At 37.9% G+C, this 16,570-nt stretch carries 20 protein-coding genes; 12 read left to right on the forward strand and 8 right to left on the reverse strand.

Annotated features, from left to right (window positions below; translation table 11 throughout):
* Positions 1-27: 27 nt before the first annotated feature.
* From ppaX to WAX78_RS11100, 12 genes are all read left to right on the forward strand, one after another.
* Positions 28-666 carry a pyrophosphatase PpaX gene (gene ppaX, locus WAX78_RS11045; protein WP_336482314.1) on the forward strand — a complete coding sequence of 213 codons (639 nt, stop codon included), beginning with the start codon at positions 28-30 and terminating at the stop codon, positions 664-666.
* Positions 667-741: 75 nt separating this feature from the next.
* Positions 742-1,254, forward strand: coding sequence for an acyltransferase (locus WAX78_RS11050; protein ID WP_336482315.1), 513 nt, complete (start codon positions 742-744; stop codon positions 1,252-1,254).
* Positions 1,255-1,376: 122 nt separating this feature from the next.
* A complete protein-coding gene (locus tag WAX78_RS11055; RefSeq protein ID WP_336482316.1) occupies positions 1,377-2,888 on the forward strand; it encodes a tetratricopeptide repeat protein in 1,512 nt (503 codons plus the stop codon).
* 126 nt (positions 2,889-3,014) lie between these two features.
* A complete protein-coding gene (gene trxB, locus WAX78_RS11060) occupies positions 3,015-3,974 on the forward strand; it encodes a thioredoxin-disulfide reductase (RefSeq protein WP_336482317.1) in 960 nt (319 codons plus the stop codon).
* A 525-nt stretch (positions 3,975-4,499) separates the two neighbouring features.
* Complete coding sequence (locus WAX78_RS11065; protein WP_336482318.1) at positions 4,500-5,231, forward strand: (Fe-S)-binding protein; 732 nt, start codon at positions 4,500-4,502, stop codon at positions 5,229-5,231.
* A gap of 2 nt (positions 5,232-5,233) precedes the next feature.
* Positions 5,234-6,649, forward strand: a complete 1,416-nt coding sequence (locus WAX78_RS11070) for a LutB/LldF family L-lactate oxidation iron-sulfur protein (protein WP_336482319.1) — start codon at positions 5,234-5,236, stop codon at positions 6,647-6,649.
* Positions 6,649-7,350, forward strand: coding sequence for a LutC/YkgG family protein (locus tag WAX78_RS11075; RefSeq protein WP_336482320.1), 702 nt, complete (start codon positions 6,649-6,651; stop codon positions 7,348-7,350). The genes WAX78_RS11070 and WAX78_RS11075 overlap by 1 nt, the downstream gene beginning before the upstream one ends.
* A gap of 258 nt (positions 7,351-7,608) precedes the next feature.
* Entirely contained in the window at positions 7,609-8,067 is a 459-nt protein-coding gene (locus WAX78_RS11080; RefSeq protein WP_336482321.1) for an NUDIX hydrolase, read from the forward strand.
* Positions 8,068-8,086: 19 nt separating this feature from the next.
* On the forward strand, positions 8,087-8,968 hold the full coding sequence (gene rapZ, locus WAX78_RS11085) for an RNase adapter RapZ (RefSeq protein ID WP_336482322.1): 882 nt from the start codon (positions 8,087-8,089) through the stop codon (positions 8,966-8,968).
* A gap of 3 nt (positions 8,969-8,971) precedes the next feature.
* Entirely contained in the window at positions 8,972-9,925 is a 954-nt protein-coding gene (locus WAX78_RS11090) for a gluconeogenesis factor YvcK family protein (protein ID WP_336482323.1), read from the forward strand.
* A 128-nt stretch (positions 9,926-10,053) separates the two neighbouring features.
* Positions 10,054-11,004, forward strand: coding sequence for a DNA-binding protein WhiA (whiA, locus tag WAX78_RS11095; RefSeq protein ID WP_336482324.1), 951 nt, complete (start codon positions 10,054-10,056; stop codon positions 11,002-11,004).
* 21 nt (positions 11,005-11,025) lie between these two features.
* Positions 11,026-11,283, forward strand: coding sequence for an HPr family phosphocarrier protein (locus tag WAX78_RS11100; RefSeq protein WP_336482325.1), 258 nt, complete (start codon positions 11,026-11,028; stop codon positions 11,281-11,283).
* 290 nt (positions 11,284-11,573) lie between these two features.
* Here the strand turns inward: WAX78_RS11100 and clpP are convergent, their stop codons facing one another.
* The 8 genes from clpP to WAX78_RS11140 form a co-directional block, all read right to left on the reverse strand.
* Positions 11,574-12,155, reverse strand: a complete 582-nt coding sequence (clpP, locus tag WAX78_RS11105) for an ATP-dependent Clp endopeptidase proteolytic subunit ClpP (protein WP_098308426.1) — start codon at positions 12,153-12,155, stop codon at positions 11,574-11,576.
* A 247-nt stretch (positions 12,156-12,402) separates the two neighbouring features.
* On the reverse strand, positions 12,403-13,278 hold the full coding sequence (locus WAX78_RS11110; RefSeq protein WP_336482326.1) for a DUF421 domain-containing protein: 876 nt from the start codon (positions 13,276-13,278) through the stop codon (positions 12,403-12,405).
* Positions 13,279-13,298: 20 nt separating this feature from the next.
* Positions 13,299-13,505, reverse strand: coding sequence for a DUF1657 domain-containing protein (locus tag WAX78_RS11115; RefSeq protein WP_336482327.1), 207 nt, complete (start codon positions 13,503-13,505; stop codon positions 13,299-13,301).
* Between the two features lie 11 nt (positions 13,506-13,516).
* Positions 13,517-13,867, reverse strand: a complete 351-nt coding sequence (gene spoVAE, locus WAX78_RS11120; protein ID WP_336482328.1) for a stage V sporulation protein AE — start codon at positions 13,865-13,867, stop codon at positions 13,517-13,519.
* Positions 13,868-14,881, reverse strand: coding sequence for a stage V sporulation protein AD (gene spoVAD, locus WAX78_RS11125; protein WP_336482329.1), 1,014 nt, complete (start codon positions 14,879-14,881; stop codon positions 13,868-13,870).
* Entirely contained in the window at positions 14,882-15,358 is a 477-nt protein-coding gene (gene spoVAC, locus WAX78_RS11130; protein ID WP_336482330.1) for a stage V sporulation protein AC, read from the reverse strand.
* Between the two features lie 34 nt (positions 15,359-15,392).
* Positions 15,393-15,875 (reverse strand): YhcN/YlaJ family sporulation lipoprotein, encoded by a 483-nt coding sequence (locus tag WAX78_RS11135; RefSeq protein WP_336482331.1) that lies wholly within the window; start codon positions 15,873-15,875, stop codon positions 15,393-15,395.
* Between the two features lie 192 nt (positions 15,876-16,067).
* Positions 16,068-16,274 carry a DUF1657 domain-containing protein gene (locus WAX78_RS11140; RefSeq protein ID WP_336482332.1) on the reverse strand — a complete coding sequence of 69 codons (207 nt, stop codon included), beginning with the start codon at positions 16,272-16,274 and terminating at the stop codon, positions 16,068-16,070.
* Between the last annotated feature and the right edge of the window lie 296 nt (positions 16,275-16,570).

The raw sequence follows: 16,570 nt of genomic DNA on the forward strand, positions 1-16,570 counted from the left end.
CATATAACAACTAAGGGTGGCGAAAAGATGAAAATTAATACAGTGTTATTTGATTTGGATGGGACGTTGATTAATACAAACGAACTTATTATCTCTTCATTTTTACATACATTAGAAAAGTACTACCCAAATCAATATAAACGTGAAGATGTACTACCGTTTATTGGTCCATCATTACACGATACATTTAGTAAAATCGACGAGAGCCGAGTGGAAGAACTTATTCAATGTTATCGTGAGTTTAACCACGAACATCATGATGAATTAGTAGAAGAGTATGAAACAGTGTATGAAACTGTACAGGCACTTCGTGAAAAAGGTTATAAAGTCGGGATTGTAACAACAAAAGTACGTCAAACTGTTGAAATGGGATTACAGTTAACGAAATTAAAGCAATTTTTTGATGTTGTGGTAACTATTGATGATGTAGAACATGTGAAACCACATCCAGAGCCAATTCAAAGGGCACTTCAGTTATTAGAGGCAAAGCCGGAAGAAGCTTTGATGGTAGGCGATAACCATCACGATATTGTTGGTGGACAAAATGCTGGCGTGAAGACAGCTGCTGTTGCTTGGACAATTAAAGGACGCGAATATTTAGAGTCTTACGAGCCTGATTATGTGTTAGAAACAATGAGTGACTTATTAACAATCTTGCCTCATTAATCGTTCTCTTACGAGCGGCTGAACATTAGGTAAAGCTCAGCAGTTAAGCGGGAGCACAAAAAGGGAGCGAGTAAAGTGCGACGGACAACGCGCTATCCGGTATCAGGAGCAAATTCATTATGGAATGTATATAAAACAGTCTCATTTTGGAAAGTGATGAAAAACTTCATTGTGATCCAAATCGCGCGTTATACCCCTTTTTTACGTATGAAAAATTGGTTATATCGCACATTTTTGCGAATGCAAATTGGGGAGAAAACTTCTTTTGCACTTATGGTTATGCCAGATATTATGTTCCCAGAGAAAATTACGGTTGGACGTAATTCCGTTATTGGCTATAATACAACGTTATTAGCTCATGAATATTTAATTACAGAATATCGCCTTGGTGAAATTATTATTGGAGACGAAGTAATGATTGGTGCAAATTCGACTATTTTACCTGGCGTTGTCATTGGAGACGGAGCAATTGTGTCAGCTGGGACACTTGTTCATCGTGATGTGCCGAGCGGTGCTTTCGTCGGTGGGAATCCGATGCGAATTATTTATACGAAAGAGGAAATGGCAGCGAGAGAAGGGAAATGTTAGGAATGTAACATTTCCCTTCTCTTTTCGGGAATGAAAAGGAAATATTTGTGCATAATATACTGTTTTGTTTTTTGAGGAATCGTTTATACTTAGAGATAGAAGAATGAAATAATGGAGGATCTATGGGGAAAAATCAAGAAATTCGTAAAGATAGCGGACAAGTTATTTCTTTTAATCAATTAGCTGATTTCTTTTATGATAAAGGTATGAAGGCTTACCGCAATCATCATTTAGAAGATGCAATTAAATATTTTAAGAGAGCGGCACAAGGTCGGAAAGAGCCGTTTATTTTATGTCAATTAGCAACGGCATTATCGGAAGTGGGAGAGTATCACGAATCAAATCAAATCTTATTACAAATTGTTCGTACGGGTGAAAAAATAGAAGAATGCTATTATTTTATGGCAAATAATTATGCGTATCTTGGGTTATTCCAGCAAGCGAAAAAGTACGCAGAGCGGTATTTAGAAATTGCAACGGATAAAGAATTTATTGCTGAAACAATAGAACTTCTAGAGATCATTGAAGAAGAAGAAATGGATACGCCTGAATTCGAAGATGAAGATGGATTAATTGTGATGCAAGAGCAAGCAAATCATTATATTCGTAATGGTCAATTAGAAGAAGCGATTGCGACGCTTGAAGGTGTCATAACGGAGTATCCTGAATTTTGGTCAGCTCATAATAACTTAGCAATCGCACATTTTCAGCTTGGGAATGTTGATCAAGCGTTGAAAATGACAGAGCTGATTTTAGAGAAAAATCCAGGAAATATTCATGCGTTATGTAATACGCTTATTTTTCTATATTCCATTGGGGAATATAAGCAAGTAGAAAAGTTAGCAGAGCAATTGGAAACAGTGTACCCGATGTCGTTTGAACATCGAGTGAAACTAGGGACAACCTTTGCGACAATTGGTCGTTTTGAAAGTGCATATAAATGGCTAAAAGCGTTAAAACGTCAAGGTTATGAAGGTGATGTTAGCTTTTATTATTGGTTTGCATATTCTGCCTATATGGTAAAGGATGAGCAAACAGCTGAGAAAATGTGGGCGCATGTAGTGGAATTACATCCCGATAAAAAGGGAAAAGAACCTTGGAATGCTATTAATTTAGTAGATGAAGGTCAAAATATTTTATTCCGGGAGCTTCAGCAATCGTTTCAGAAAAGCGAAACCTTGGAAGAACAAATGCTGGCTTTATATTTAATGAATGAACTGACAACACCAGAGAAGCTTGGCTTTTTCTTTGATGTGATGCAATCTCCTACTCGTGTTCCAATTGTATCGCAACTAGCGAACTATTTCTTTTTAATTAACAGTCATAAAAGTATTCCAGGAGAACTGCAGCAGTTTGAACAATGTATTCGCATTGCAGATGCCTTATACAATTATACGAAAAAAGATGATGAGCTTATTGAAGAATGTTTACATCTTTGGTTTTGTACATTTATACGTTTATATACGAGCGGAACGTCCTTTACAAATGTATATGGCTGGTCAGCAGCAGTTGAATATATTGTACGTGGCGAGTGCCGAGATAAGCTGACGCAGGCAGAGCTTGGGAATATATATAATGTATCGGTAGCAACTGTACGAAAATATGTGCAAGCAGTAAGACGTTTGCATGCATAAAGTGAAACTTCCATCAGGTGGGGAACTTACTCCCCGCAAATAACAGAATGAATGCAAGCAAATCACTGGGAAAAACTAGTTTCGAACAGTATAATGAGGGTATCAAAAGAGCGATAAGAACAGGAGATGAACGATATGGCAGAAGAAAAAATTTATGATGTAATTATTATCGGAGCTGGTCCAGCAGGGATGACAGCAGCTGTGTATACATCTCGTGCGAACTTAAGCACGTTGATGCTTGAACGCGGTATCCCGGGCGGACAAATGGCAAATACAGAAGAAGTAGAAAACTATCCAGGATATGACCATATTTTAGGGCCGGACTTATCAAACAAAATGTTTGAACATGCGAAGAAATTTGGTGCAGAATACGCATATGGTGATGTGAAACAAATTATTGATGGGAAAGAATATAAAACAGTTGTCGCTGGAAAGAAAGAATATAAAGCACGTGCAATTATTGTAGCGAGCGGTGCAGAATATAAGAAAATTGGCGTGCCGGGAGAGAAAGAACTTGGCGGCCGCGGCGTATCATACTGTGCTGTATGTGACGGTGCATTCTTTAAAGGTAAAGAGCTTGTTGTTGTTGGTGGCGGCGATTCAGCTGTTGAAGAAGGTGTGTATTTAACACGCTTTGCAACGAAGGTAACGATTGTTCACCGTCGTGATCAATTACGTGCACAAAAGATTTTACAGGACCGTGCTTTCCAAAATGAAAAAATTGATTTCATTTGGAATCATACTGTAAAAGAAATTAACGAAGCAAACGGAAAAGTAGGCAGCGTAACACTTGTGGATGTAAACAGCGGTGAAGAGCAAGAGTTTAAAACAGATGGCGCATTTATCTATATCGGTATGCTGCCACTTTCTAAACCATTTGCAGAGCTAGGTATTACAAATGAAAATGGTTATATTGAAACAAATGAACGTATGGAAACGAAAGTTCCTGGTATTTTCGCAGCTGGTGATATTCGCGAAAAAATGCTTCGTCAAATTGTAACAGCAACTGGTGATGGAAGTATTGCAGCGCAAAGTGCACAGCATTATGTGGAAGAACTATTAGAAGAATTAAAAGCAGGGAAATAATGAACAAGGAAGAGAAGCTATCTTTATTGAGATGGCTTCTTTTTTGTGATATAGGATTTTAGCACTTTAATTGTTATCGAGCTCGTTATTGGGTCAATTGCAGTGGTGTTTCCTAGTATTCCAACAGGCGGTATGTCGATTGTAAGTTCTATTATTACGTTTATTTTAGTAAGAAATAAGTGATTGAGGGACAGCCCTTAATCACTTATTTTTTTATCCTGCTATTCGCGGACAGTAAGAACCTGATTGGTTCAACTAACCATTCGAAGGAAAAGCACTTTCGAATGGAAGTTTCACTTTATTGCAATTACTTTCCATTTTTATTCATATTTTTTATGTTTTTTACTAAAAATACAAAAAGGTAGATTGGTTGACAAGGTTACTTGAACATACAGTGATTATCTTTGCTTTTCTACTTTATCCCGCATTAACGGGCAGTAAGATTCTGCGAAAGAAAGAAGCTAGGTGGCGCCTAATTCATGAAGGGATGGGGATCGCCATTTTACCTTATTTGGAGGTGTCAATATGAAAGTATCCGTATTTATTACTTGTCTTGGAGATATTTTTTATCCAGAAGTAGGAAAAGATGTTGTTGAAATTCTTGAAGATTTAGGTTGTGAAGTCGACTTTCCAAAAGATCAAACCTGCTGTGGTCAACCTGCTTATAATAGCGGTTATCAAAAAGAAACGAAAACAGCTGCAAAACATATGATTGAAGCATTTGCCGGTTCAGAGTATGTTGTGGCACCATCCGGGTCTTGTGTCCTGATGGTTCACGAGTTTTCAAGCTTATTTTCTGGAAGTGAAACAGAATGGAAGCAAAAAGCTACCGAACTTGCAAATAAAACATATGAATTTACACAATTTCTTGTAGAAGTGTTAGGTAAGGAAGATTTAGGTGCGGAACTTCATAAAAAAGCAACTGTTCATACATCTTGTCATATGAGCCGGTTAATGGGTATTAAAGAACCTCCTCAAAAGTTATTAAAACATGTAAAAGGGTTGGAAGTCGTTCCATTATCACACAATTATGATTGCTGTGGATTCGGCGGTACATTCTCAGTGAAGATGGCAGAAATCTCAGAGCAAATGGTTGATGAAAAAGTGAAACATATTATGGAAACAGGTGCGGAAGTGTTAATCGGAATGGATTGCAGTTGTTTAATGAATATAAAAGGTCGATTGACACGTAATGGTTATCCCATTGAGGTAAAGCATATTGCGCAAGTATTAAATGAAGATAGAAAGGGGATATAAAAATGGGAATGAAAATTGGAAACGATCCCTTTCATAAACGTACTGAAACGGCCGTTGGTGATCAATTCATGAGAAGGGCTGTTGCGAAAGCGCAAGACGGCCTTAGGGGTAAGAAACTAAAAGCAACTGAGAGTCTTGGGAATTGGGAAGAATGGCGATCTTTAGGAGAAGAGATTCGAAAGCATACATTAGAAAACCTTGATTATTATTTATATCAACTCAGTGAAAATGTTGAAAAAAGCGGGGGCTTTGTTTATTTCGCAGAGACTGCTGAAGAGGCAAGGGAATATGTAAAAGGTATTATAAAAAAGAAAAACGCGAAAAAAATTGTGAAATCAAAATCTATGGTAACGGAAGAAATCAGTCTAAATGAAGCAATTGAAGAAGTTGGCGGGGAAGTACTAGAAACGGACCTTGCAGAATTTATTTTACAAATTAATGACCATGATCCGCCATCACATATTGTTGTTCCTTGTCTTCATAAAGATAAAGAAAGTATTTGCGAGTTGTTTAAAGAAAAAATAGGGTATACCGGACCAGCTGATCCTGAAAAAATGGCGAGGTTTGTACGGAACTATTTGCGTAATGATTTTTTAACAGCGGATGTAGGGGTGACTGGATGTAATTTTGCTGTTGCAGAGTCCGGGTCTGTTTCTATTGTAGCAAATGAAGGGAATGCGAGGTTAGTTACAACCATTCCGAAAACGTTAATTACCGTTATGGGGATGGAACGGATTGTCCCCACATGGGAGGAGCTAGATGTGTTAGTAACACTCCTGTGCCGAAGTTCTGTAGGGCAAAAATTAACAAGTTATATTACAGGCTTAACGGAACCTGGAGGGACAGATGGACCTGAGGAATTTCATTTAGTGATTGTTGATAATGGGCGTTCCAATATTTTAGGAACAGAATTCCAAAGTGTCCTTCAATGTATTCGTTGCGCGGCATGTATTAATGTATGTCCAGTATATCGTCATATCGGAGGTCATGCATACGGCTCAATCTATCCAGGCCCGATCGGTGCCGTATTGACGCCGCTTTTAGGCGGGTATGATGAGTATAAGGACTTGCCTTATGCATCTAGCCTTTGTGGTGCTTGTACGGAAGCATGTCCGGTAAAAATACCTTTACACGAATTATTAATTCGACATCGCCGACAGATTGTGGAAGAGGCGAAGAAGTCTCCTTTAGCTTGGGATATGGCTATGAAAGGTTTTGAAAAAGTGGCGAATAGCTCGAGGTCGTTCTCCCTCGCGGCGAGGACAGCTCCGTACGCATTAAAGCCTTTTATAAAAGGAGATAAAATTGAACGCGGGGTAGGGCCGTTAAAAGCTTGGACAGAAGCAAGAGACTTCCCGGCTCCGAAAAAACAACCATTTAGAGATTGGTTTGAAAAACGGTCAAGGGAGGAGAAATAATGGCTATTCAAAATCGTGAGGAATTTTTATCTAAATTATCAGGGAGATTAGGAAGAACACGTCCGGAAAAAGTAGAAAAACCAATCTGGTCTTTTTCTCCGCAATTGAGCGTTTTTGACGGATTAACACAAGATGAACTTATATCGAAGTTAGTTGAGCAATGTAAAGATATTCATACAGAAGTGCTGCGGACAACAAAGGCTCATCTTGTTGAAACGTTACAATCTTTTATGAAAGAATGGAATATCAGATCTGTTATTTATTCTTATGATGAACGGTTTGATGAATATGATCTGAGTAGATTTTTTACAAATGAAGGGGAAATACATTTCCATAAATGGGATTTAGATCATAAAGAGGAGAGTATCGAATTTGCAAAAACAGCTGATGTTGGAATTACGTTCAGTGATATCACTCTTGCTGAATCAGGAACTGTCGTTTTATTTAATGAGGGTATAAAAGGGCGGCACGTTAGTCTTCTTCCTGAATCATATATCGCAATTGTCCCGAAAAGTACGATTGTGCCAAGGTTAACACAAGCTACAAAGATGATTCATAATCAAAATATGGAGGGTGAAAAAATCCCAGCCTGTTTGAACTTCATTTCTGGTCCATCTAACAGTGCAGATATTGAAATGAATCTTGTCGTAGGTGTACATGGACCAATAAGAACAGCATATATTATTGTGGATGATCAATAATTGTACAAGATCTCTTCCTGGTGTCTGCCACCTGCACATAAAAGCCCGAGTAGTTCAACTAACCTTTCATGAAAAAAGCGTTCATGAAAGGAAGTTTCACTTTGTTTTTCACTGAAGGATGATGGGAATAGTCTCCCATCATCCTTTTTATTTGTCATGGGCCGGGCGTTCCTTCATTGTGACAAACTGTATTTGATAGTATAATGAAGTGAGTATATAATAGGGATTTCCCTGTTATAAGTAGCTGAGGTGAGAAGCTTGCAAAGAGTGACAAACTGTGTGTTAATCAAGGATAATGAAGTGCTCCTATTACAAAAGCCTCGTCGAAATTGGTGGGTTGCTCCAGGTGGAAAGATGGAGCGCGGCGAAACAGTAAGAGAGTCGGTTGTTCGTGAATATCGCGAAGAAACGGGTATTTATTTAAAAAATCCAACATTAAAAGGTGTCTTTACTTTCGTGATCCAAGAAGGAGATAAGGTTGTTTCTGAATGGATGATGTTTTCCTTCTTAGCTACAGATTTTGCAGGAGAAAATAAATTGCAAAGCGAAGAAGGGATAATAGGCTGGCATACAATTGATAAGATTGATGAGCTACCAATGGCGCCAGGAGATTATCATATTATTGATTATTTAATTAAAGGAAATGGTATTATTTACGGTACATTTGTATATACACCAAATTTTGAATTACTTTCGTATCGATTAGATCCGAGCTAAACCATAAGGGGGGGATATGATGGACGCACATAATGATATTAAAATGGTCATTATTACAGGAATGTCCGGAGCAGGAAAGACAGTTGCCCTGCAGAGCTTTGAGGATTTAGGATATTTTTGTGTGGATAATTTACCGCCCATGTTGTTGCCGAAGTTTGTTGAATTAATGGCAGATTCGAAAGGGAAAATGAATAAAGTAGCGCTCGGTATCGATTTGCGTGGCCGAGAGTTTTTTGATCACTTATGGGGAGCGCTTGATGATTTAACAGAGCGCACATGGATTATTCCTCATATTTTATTTTTAGATGCAAAAGATAGCACGCTTGTAACTCGTTATAAAGAAACAAGGCGTTCACATCCACTTGCTCCAACAGGTCTTCCGTTAAAAGGAATAGAAGCAGAGCGTACGCTGTTAACAGATATGAAGGCACGCGCGAATATTGTACTTGATACGTCAGACTTAAAACCGAAAGAGTTAAGAGAAAAGATTGTTCAATTATTCTCAACTGAGAGTGAGCAAGCATTTCGTGTGAATGTGATGTCATTTGGATTTAAATATGGTATTCCAATTGATGCTGATTTAGTATTTGATGTTCGTTTTTTACCGAATCCATACTACATTCCACACATGAAGCCGTTAACAGGTCTTGATGAGGAAGTATCGTCCTATGTGCTGAAGTTTAATGAAACGCATAAATTTCTTGAGAAGTTAACAGACCTTATTTCCTTTATGCTTCCCCATTATAAGCGGGAAGGAAAAAGTCAACTTGTCATTGCAATTGGATGTACAGGAGGACAACATCGATCCGTTACGCTTGCAGAATATTTGACGAAACATTTGAAGCAAGATTGTCCAACTCATGTATCTCATCGTGATGTGGAGAAGAGAAAGGGACATTAAGCGATGGGAAAAGAGAGAAAACCGAAAATCGTTATTATGGGGGGCGGAACTGGCCTATCCGTTTTACTGCGCGGTTTAAAAAAGTATCCTGTTGATATTACAGCAATTGTAACGGTTGCTGATGATGGGGGAAGTTCTGGAAGACTTCGTGATGAGTTAGAAATCCCACCTCCTGGAGACATCCGCAACGTACTTGTTGCGTTGTCTGATGTGGAGCCTCTTGTCGAGGCGTTATTCCAACATCGTTTTACATCGGGAGAAGGATTAACGGGGCATGCGCTTGGTAATTTATTGTTAGCTGGAATGACAGCTATTACGGGCGATTTCTTTCATGCTATTACGGAGACAAGTAAAGTGTTAAATGTAAGGGGACGTGTACTTCCGGCTGCGAATCAAAGTGTTGTTTTGCATGCGAAATTGGAAGATGGACAAATTGTAAGCGGGGAATCTAAAATTCCGTATTCCGGCAAAAAAATTAACCGTGTCTTTTTAACACCAGGGGAAGTAGAACCGCTTCATGAAACATTAATGGAAATTCAAAGAGCTGATTTACTTGTATTTGGGCCAGGTAGTCTATATACAAGTATTTTGCCGAATTTAATGGTGAAAAAGATTGGCGATGCAGTCCTTCGCGCAAAAGCGAAGAAAGTATATGTCTGTAATGTAATGACCCAAGCTGGTGAAACAATGGGATATACAGCGTTTGATCATGTGAAAGCATTGCATGATCATCTTGGAGAAGCGTTTATTGATATAACAATAGTAAACGATGAACCAATTCCAGTTGAATTATTAGGACGTTATGCAGAAGAAATGTCGGAGCCAGTTGTAATTGATGAAAGACATTTTAAAGCGCAAAATATTAATCTGATTAAAGATCGTTTAGTAAAGTATGATGATCAAGTTGTACGTCATGATACAGTAAAACTAGCTTCGATTTTACATTCGTTAATATAAATTGTAAGCTTGAAGGAATAGTGAATGAGCTTACATGGTGAAGGCGTTACTTCTTTGAAGTAACGCTACAAATTCATTTAGGGCATGAAAATAATTATGATTTTATATTTTGTCAGGAGGTGAAATGGTTGTCATTTGCATCAGAAACAAAAAAAGAGCTGACAAAGCTTGAAATGAAGGGATGCTGTGAGAGGGCAGAGTTATCAGCATTACTTCGGATGAACGGTTCACTCTCCTTTTCAAATCGCCGTGTAATCATTGATATTCAAACGGAAAATGCAGCGATTGCTCGAAGAATTTATACATTATTGAAAAAAGGGTATAACGTTACAGTTGAGTTGCTTGTACGTAAGAAAATGCGCCTAAAGAAAAATAATGTGTATATCGTTCGTTTAGTCGAAAAAGCACGTGAGATTTTATCGGATTTGCATATTGTACGAGAGGACTTTTCGTTCATTCGTGATATTTCACAAGAATTAATTGAGAAAAAGTGTTGTAAACGTTCATATTTACGCGGTGCGTTTTTAGCTGGTGGTTCTGTTAATAATCCGGAAACATCATCATATCATTTAGAGGTTTTCTCGTTATACAAAGAACATAATGATGCGATATGTGAACTTATGAACGAGTTTGCATTAAATAGTAAAACGTTAGAAAGGCGAAAAGGGTATATTACGTATTTAAAGGAAGCGGAAAAGATTACCGAATTCTTAAATATTATTGGTGCTCATAATGCCCTTTTAAGGTTTGAAGATATTCGCATTGTGCGCGATATGCGTAATTCTGTAAATCGTCTTGTGAACTGTGAAACAGCAAACTTAAATAAAACGATTGGTGCAGCATTAAGGCAAATTGAAAATATTCGTTATATTGATGAAACAGTTGGTTTGGATTTTTTACCAGATAAATTACGTGAAATTGCAGAACTGCGTATCAATTATCAAGATGTTACATTGAAAGAATTGGGAGAAATGGTATCCGGGGGGAACATTAGTAAATCGGGTATCAACCATCGTTTGCGTAAAATCGATGATATTGCTGATAAATTACGTGCTGGGGAAGCGGTTGTAAAAAAATAAAAGATAAAGGGGAATAGAGCTGTGGTTCAAAAACAGGTAGAGGTGTTGTTGAAAGCTGGATTGCAAGCACGTCCGGCAGCGTTGTTTGTACAAGAAGCAAATCGTTTTCAAGCCGATATTTTTATGGAGAAAGACGGAAAAACGGTCAATGCTAAGAGCATTATGGGGATTATGAGCTTAGCAATCGGGACTGGATGCAAAGTTACAATTACTACAGAAGGATCAGATGAAACAGCAGCATTAGAAGCGCTTGTGGCTTATGTGCAAAAGGAACAATAAAAAGAGCTATCGCGAGTGCGCGATAGCTTTTTTTATTGTGAATCAAGTTTCAGTGGCTGTACTACTCGTATGTTGAACGTCGTCGAAGGGTCTTTATCCCGCTATTCGCGGGTAGTAAAGGCTGGAGAAGAGCGGGGAAGAAAACTGCCCGTAAAAGCCCGATTGGTGAAACTTCCATCAGTGAGAAAAGCGTCACTGATGGAAGTTTCACTTTATCCCGTGTCGAAGCGCCGATATATGAAAAAGAGCTATCGCGAATGTGCGATAGCTCTTTTTATATACGCGTGATCTTAGCGATTTGTAAAGATCTTGTCGATTAAGCCGTATTCTAGTGCTTTATCTGCTGTCATGAAGTTGTCACGCTCTGTGTCGCGCTCGATTACTTCTAAATCTTGACCTGTACGTTCAGAAAGAATTTTGTTTAATTTATCACGCAAGAATAGGATGCGTTTTGCAGCGATTTCGATTTCTGTCGCTTGTCCTTGTGCACCGCCAAGTGGTTGGTGAATCATAACTTCACTGTTTGGAAGAGCGAAACGCTTTCCTTTTTCACCAGCAGCAAGTAGGAAAGCACCCATAGATGCAGCCATACCGATGCAAATTGTAGATACTTTTGGTTTAATGAATTGCATTGTATCGTAAATTGCCATACCTGCTGTAATAGAGCCACCAGGACTGTTGATATATATATGAATATCTTTTTCTGGGTCTTGTGATTCTAAGAATAAAAGCTGAGAAACGATAGAGTTTGCTACGTTGTCATCAATTGCGCTGCCAAGCATAATGATGCGGTCTTTTAATAAACGAGAGTAAATGTCGTAAGCACGTTCCCCGCGATTTGTTTGTTCAATAACTGTAGGAATTAAATTCATGTGTAACTTCCTCCTTTAACACATTTGTTAGTTTTATAATACAATTATGGTCAATAAAGGTCAAACGAAACCACTTCAGTTTAAAAAATATGTAGGTGTATCATGTTAATTCGCTACTGATAAGGAATTCCCTTCTTCTATACCTTCATCATCATAACCGAATTGTATGAATTTAAACATATCAAACATGGAGAAAGACTGCTACAAAAAAAGAACGCCATCACATATATAAGCGTTCTTTTTTGTACTACTCTTTAAGTAGATACGTTACCTTATTTAAAATTTCTTCTATCTTCTTTGCATTATTTGCATACATGCTGCTAGCAGCATTTGATTTCGTTTCTAAAGAAAATAGTTCGAGATCAGCATGACACTTTTTTAAGGAAGCAAGTAATAATGGTTTGTCTTGAGGAGAAGGCATTTGGATTTTATCGTTGTATATGTCGACAGTTAGTTGTCCGTAAGAATCGACTTGTCCGATGAAAACATTATCTAGTGCAACCCCAATTTTTTCGAGTTCAGTACGAAGCCAAGCTCGGTTATGACCGCTTGCTGAAAGAGGTTCATCTATTATGTTTCCATCCATAATGACTGTGTGTGTTTCTTTTTCATTTGGTAATTTTAAGCCGACGTCTTTTGCAGTTAGTGGTTGTCTGTCTTTCTTTAGTAAAACGTTTAATTCCCCGCTTGGTTCTAGTACAGCGTATTCAACATCACCTATGTTAAAGACATCTTTTTTTCGAAGAAGCTCTAGTAGTTCATCACTTGTATATTTTTCCTTTTTTAAATTATCTTCGAGTACTTTGCCATCTTTTATAAAAATAGTGGATTTACCTTCAAAAAAATCTCGTACCGTCTTATTTTTTAAGGAAATCAGTCCTGCGAAAAAAGGTATGACAGCAAAAACCATCATACTAGAAATACCGTGGAAGAAGTTTTGTTCCAACCCTGTCGATACTTCTGCAGCGATATCACCAATCGTCATACCGGCTATGTATTCAAAAAAGGAAAGTTGAGAGATTTGTCTTTTGCCAAGCCATTTCGTAATGGCGAATAAAACAACTAAGACACATAAAGAACGTATAATGACAAGCGGCCATTCTGGTATGTGAATGTTAGGCATATAAAGTCCCTCCAGTCTTCTTAAAATCCTTTATATTGTGGTTCTTCTAGTTCCAATGCTGAAACTCGCCTTTGTAAATCAGCGATTACACTATCCATTTCTAGCATGCATTCGTGAAAAACGCGTTTCGCTTCTTCGTCAGCAGCGTTTTGTGAAAGTGTACTTAAACTTGCCTGTGCGCCTTTTAAGCTGGCAAGGCATGTTTTTACACTAGCAACAACGGTCATGAGAACACCTCTTATCCTTTTGGTTTAAATAATAAAGCTCCGATAAAACCGAAGATAATCGCGGCAGATATACCAGCGCTTGTTACTGTAAACATTCCTGTTATAACTCCAATGATGCCATGCTTATCCGCTTCTGCCAGCGCACCGTGAACAAGGGCGTTACCGAAGCTTGTAATAGGAACTGTTGCACCTGCTCCAGCAAAATCAATTAACGGTTCATACAAATTGAATCCGTCTAATATGGCACCGACGACAACAAGCGTTGACATTGTATGAGCGGGAGTAAGTTTAAAGACATCAAACATAATTTGACCAATCACACAAATGGCGCCACCAATTACGAAAGCCCAAAAATAGATCATTTATTGTACACCTCCAACTTCAATGGATACTGCATGGGCGATACAAGGAATTGTTTCTTGCTGCTGGAAAGTTAATGGGGAAAGTAAAGCACCGGTAGCGACTACGAGTATTTTGTTAAATTCCCCTTTTTTCATTCGATTTAATAAATGCCCGTACACGACAGTTGCTGAACAGCCTGGTCCGCTTGCTCCTGCTAAAATCGGTTGATCTTCCCTATAAATGAGTAATCCGCAATCTTGAAACTGTTCGCTTGTTATAGATGTTCCTTGCTTACGCAGTAAGTCAAAGGCAATTTCGCGTCCTACGTGACCGAGATCACCTGTTACAATTAAGTCGTAGTAGGATGCATCAATTTGTCGTTCTCTTAAATGTGCTTCTATTGTATCGACAGCAGCGGGCGCCATGGCACCTCCCATATTAAATGGATCTGATAAACCCATATCAATAACTCGTCCAATTGTTGCTGACGTAACGCAAGGTCCGTCTCCTTGATCACTTAATAGAGCAGCCCCTGCTCCAGTTACTGTCCACTGAGCGGTAGGGGGCTTTTGTCCTCCGTATTCAGTTGGATATCGGAATTGCTTTTCAACAGCGGTATTATGGCTAGAAGCTCCTGTTAATAAGTATTTCGCCCCTTTTCCATTTATAATACTTGCCCCTAAAGCAAGGCCTTCCATTGAAGTAGAACAAGCTCCAAACAATCCAAGATAAGGAGCGCCGAGTGTTCGGGAGGCAAAACTTGAGGGAGTGATTTGATTGATAAGATCCCCTGCTAGAATAAATTGAATATCTTCTTTACGCAGTTTTGCTTTTTCTGTTGCTCTGCTGCAAGCTTCTTCAAATAAAATTCGATGTGCTTTTTCATAGGAGTCTTGTCCTAACCATAAATTATCGTGCAATGTATCGAAATCTTCAGGGATGTTTCCGTTCGCTTCAAATGGTCCGCCAATGACACCAGTTGATATAATCACCGGCTTATTTTCAAATATCCATGTTCGGTGACCTTGTAACATTTAAAACCCTCCCCATTGAACTAAAATGGTTTTAATAAGTGCGATGACAAAAGCGGAAAATACACCAAATAAAATAACGGATCCTGCTAACTTAAACATATTCCCGCCTACCCCAAGAACAAAGCCTTCTGTACGGTGTTCAATACAAGCTGCGATGACTGAATTTCCAAAGCCGGTAACAGGAACAGCTGTCCCAGCCCCGCCAAACTGAGCGAATCGATCGTACACACCAAAGCCTGTTAGGAGCATGGAAATAAAAATCATTGTAGCTACAGTTGGATTACCTGCTGACCTTTCAGTGAAATCGAAATACGTAATATAAAACGTAGAAATAAGTTGACCGATTAAGCAAATAAACCCGCCGACAAAAAAAGCTTTTATACAATTTTTTAGAACAGGCCGTTTCGGTTCACGCTGCTTTTCAAATTGTTTATACTCTTGCTGTGCTGGTGTTAAATCTTTATTTCTCTTTGACATATGAATCCTTCCTTTTCTGTTTTGAAAAGTATCATTACGTATTGGAATGCATTTCTTTTTTCACTATTTTTAGTTGTTTTTTTACTTCCTCTTTATCTAATTCTTTATTTTTAATCTTGGTATCTAACTTATCGAGTAACATGAAAATTTTTTTATCCGTACTTACATAAATTTTTGCATTAGGATACATCTTTTTTAATGTTTGTTTTATTTCTTTTCGTAGTTTCTTTAGTTGAAAGCGTTCACGATGCTTTGGTTTAACAGCTACATAAAGTTCGTTATTGAAATTAACAGCTTTTACTTCAAGTATTTCATCCATAGTAAGAATCTTATTTTTCGCTTCATTCGCTGCTGATTGATCAATGGATTCTATGTTTACCCTTGTTAGTTTCGCATCTGTTTTATTTATTTTTTTTGTTGATTCTTGCTTTACTTGTTTATCTAATGGACTGTGACATCCGCATAGGAAACCGAATAAGAGAAGGAATAACAAGGAGATTGTTCTGAATTTTCGCATGGTATCATTCCATTTCTATTGCTTTATGTAATTGGATTTGAAAAAAGGATGATATTGTATCACCCTTTTTTCAGCTAATCAGAAAGTATACATATAATAATGAGCTAGCCTATGTGTGTAGGCATACATTGATAAGTATCATTCTGTTTTGTCGGTATACTGGCTTGTGGATGACTAATTTTTCTTATGTTGTTATTGCTGTGTATATTGAGGCTCTTCTTGTTCAACTTCTTGAACACGCGGAGATAAAGACTCAATAATTGATTGTGTTTGTTGAGCTGCACTTTGGAATAATTGCTTCGCTTGTTGGTTATCAGTATCAAGAGCGAATCCTTCTAAGCTTGCTTGTGCACTTTTTAATCCTGAAACAGTTTGTTTAAGTTTTGTAATTACAGTCATAATGTAATTCCTCCTCTGGTTGGATTTGATTTCAATCATTAGAGTTTGTGAATAGGCACTGAAATATAATTACCAATTTTAGGGTTCTTCGAAAGCGTATCATTTTTAATTTTAAAAAATACAAGAAAAATAACATGGATAATGATGGAGGAGATATTCAATAATAAGGAATAGAAGAATTTAGTTCTTCTATCCACCATTATGCAGCCCGTTAGCATGAAGCTAGCGGGTTTTTCGTATTATATATAATAAGTTTCTAAATGTTGATTGTAGATTTTCTATTGTAGATATTTTCG

The organism is Bacillus yunxiaonensis (assembly GCF_037104695.1).
Lineage (GTDB): Bacteria > Bacillota > Bacilli > Bacillales > Bacillaceae_G > Bacillus_A > Bacillus_A yunxiaonensis.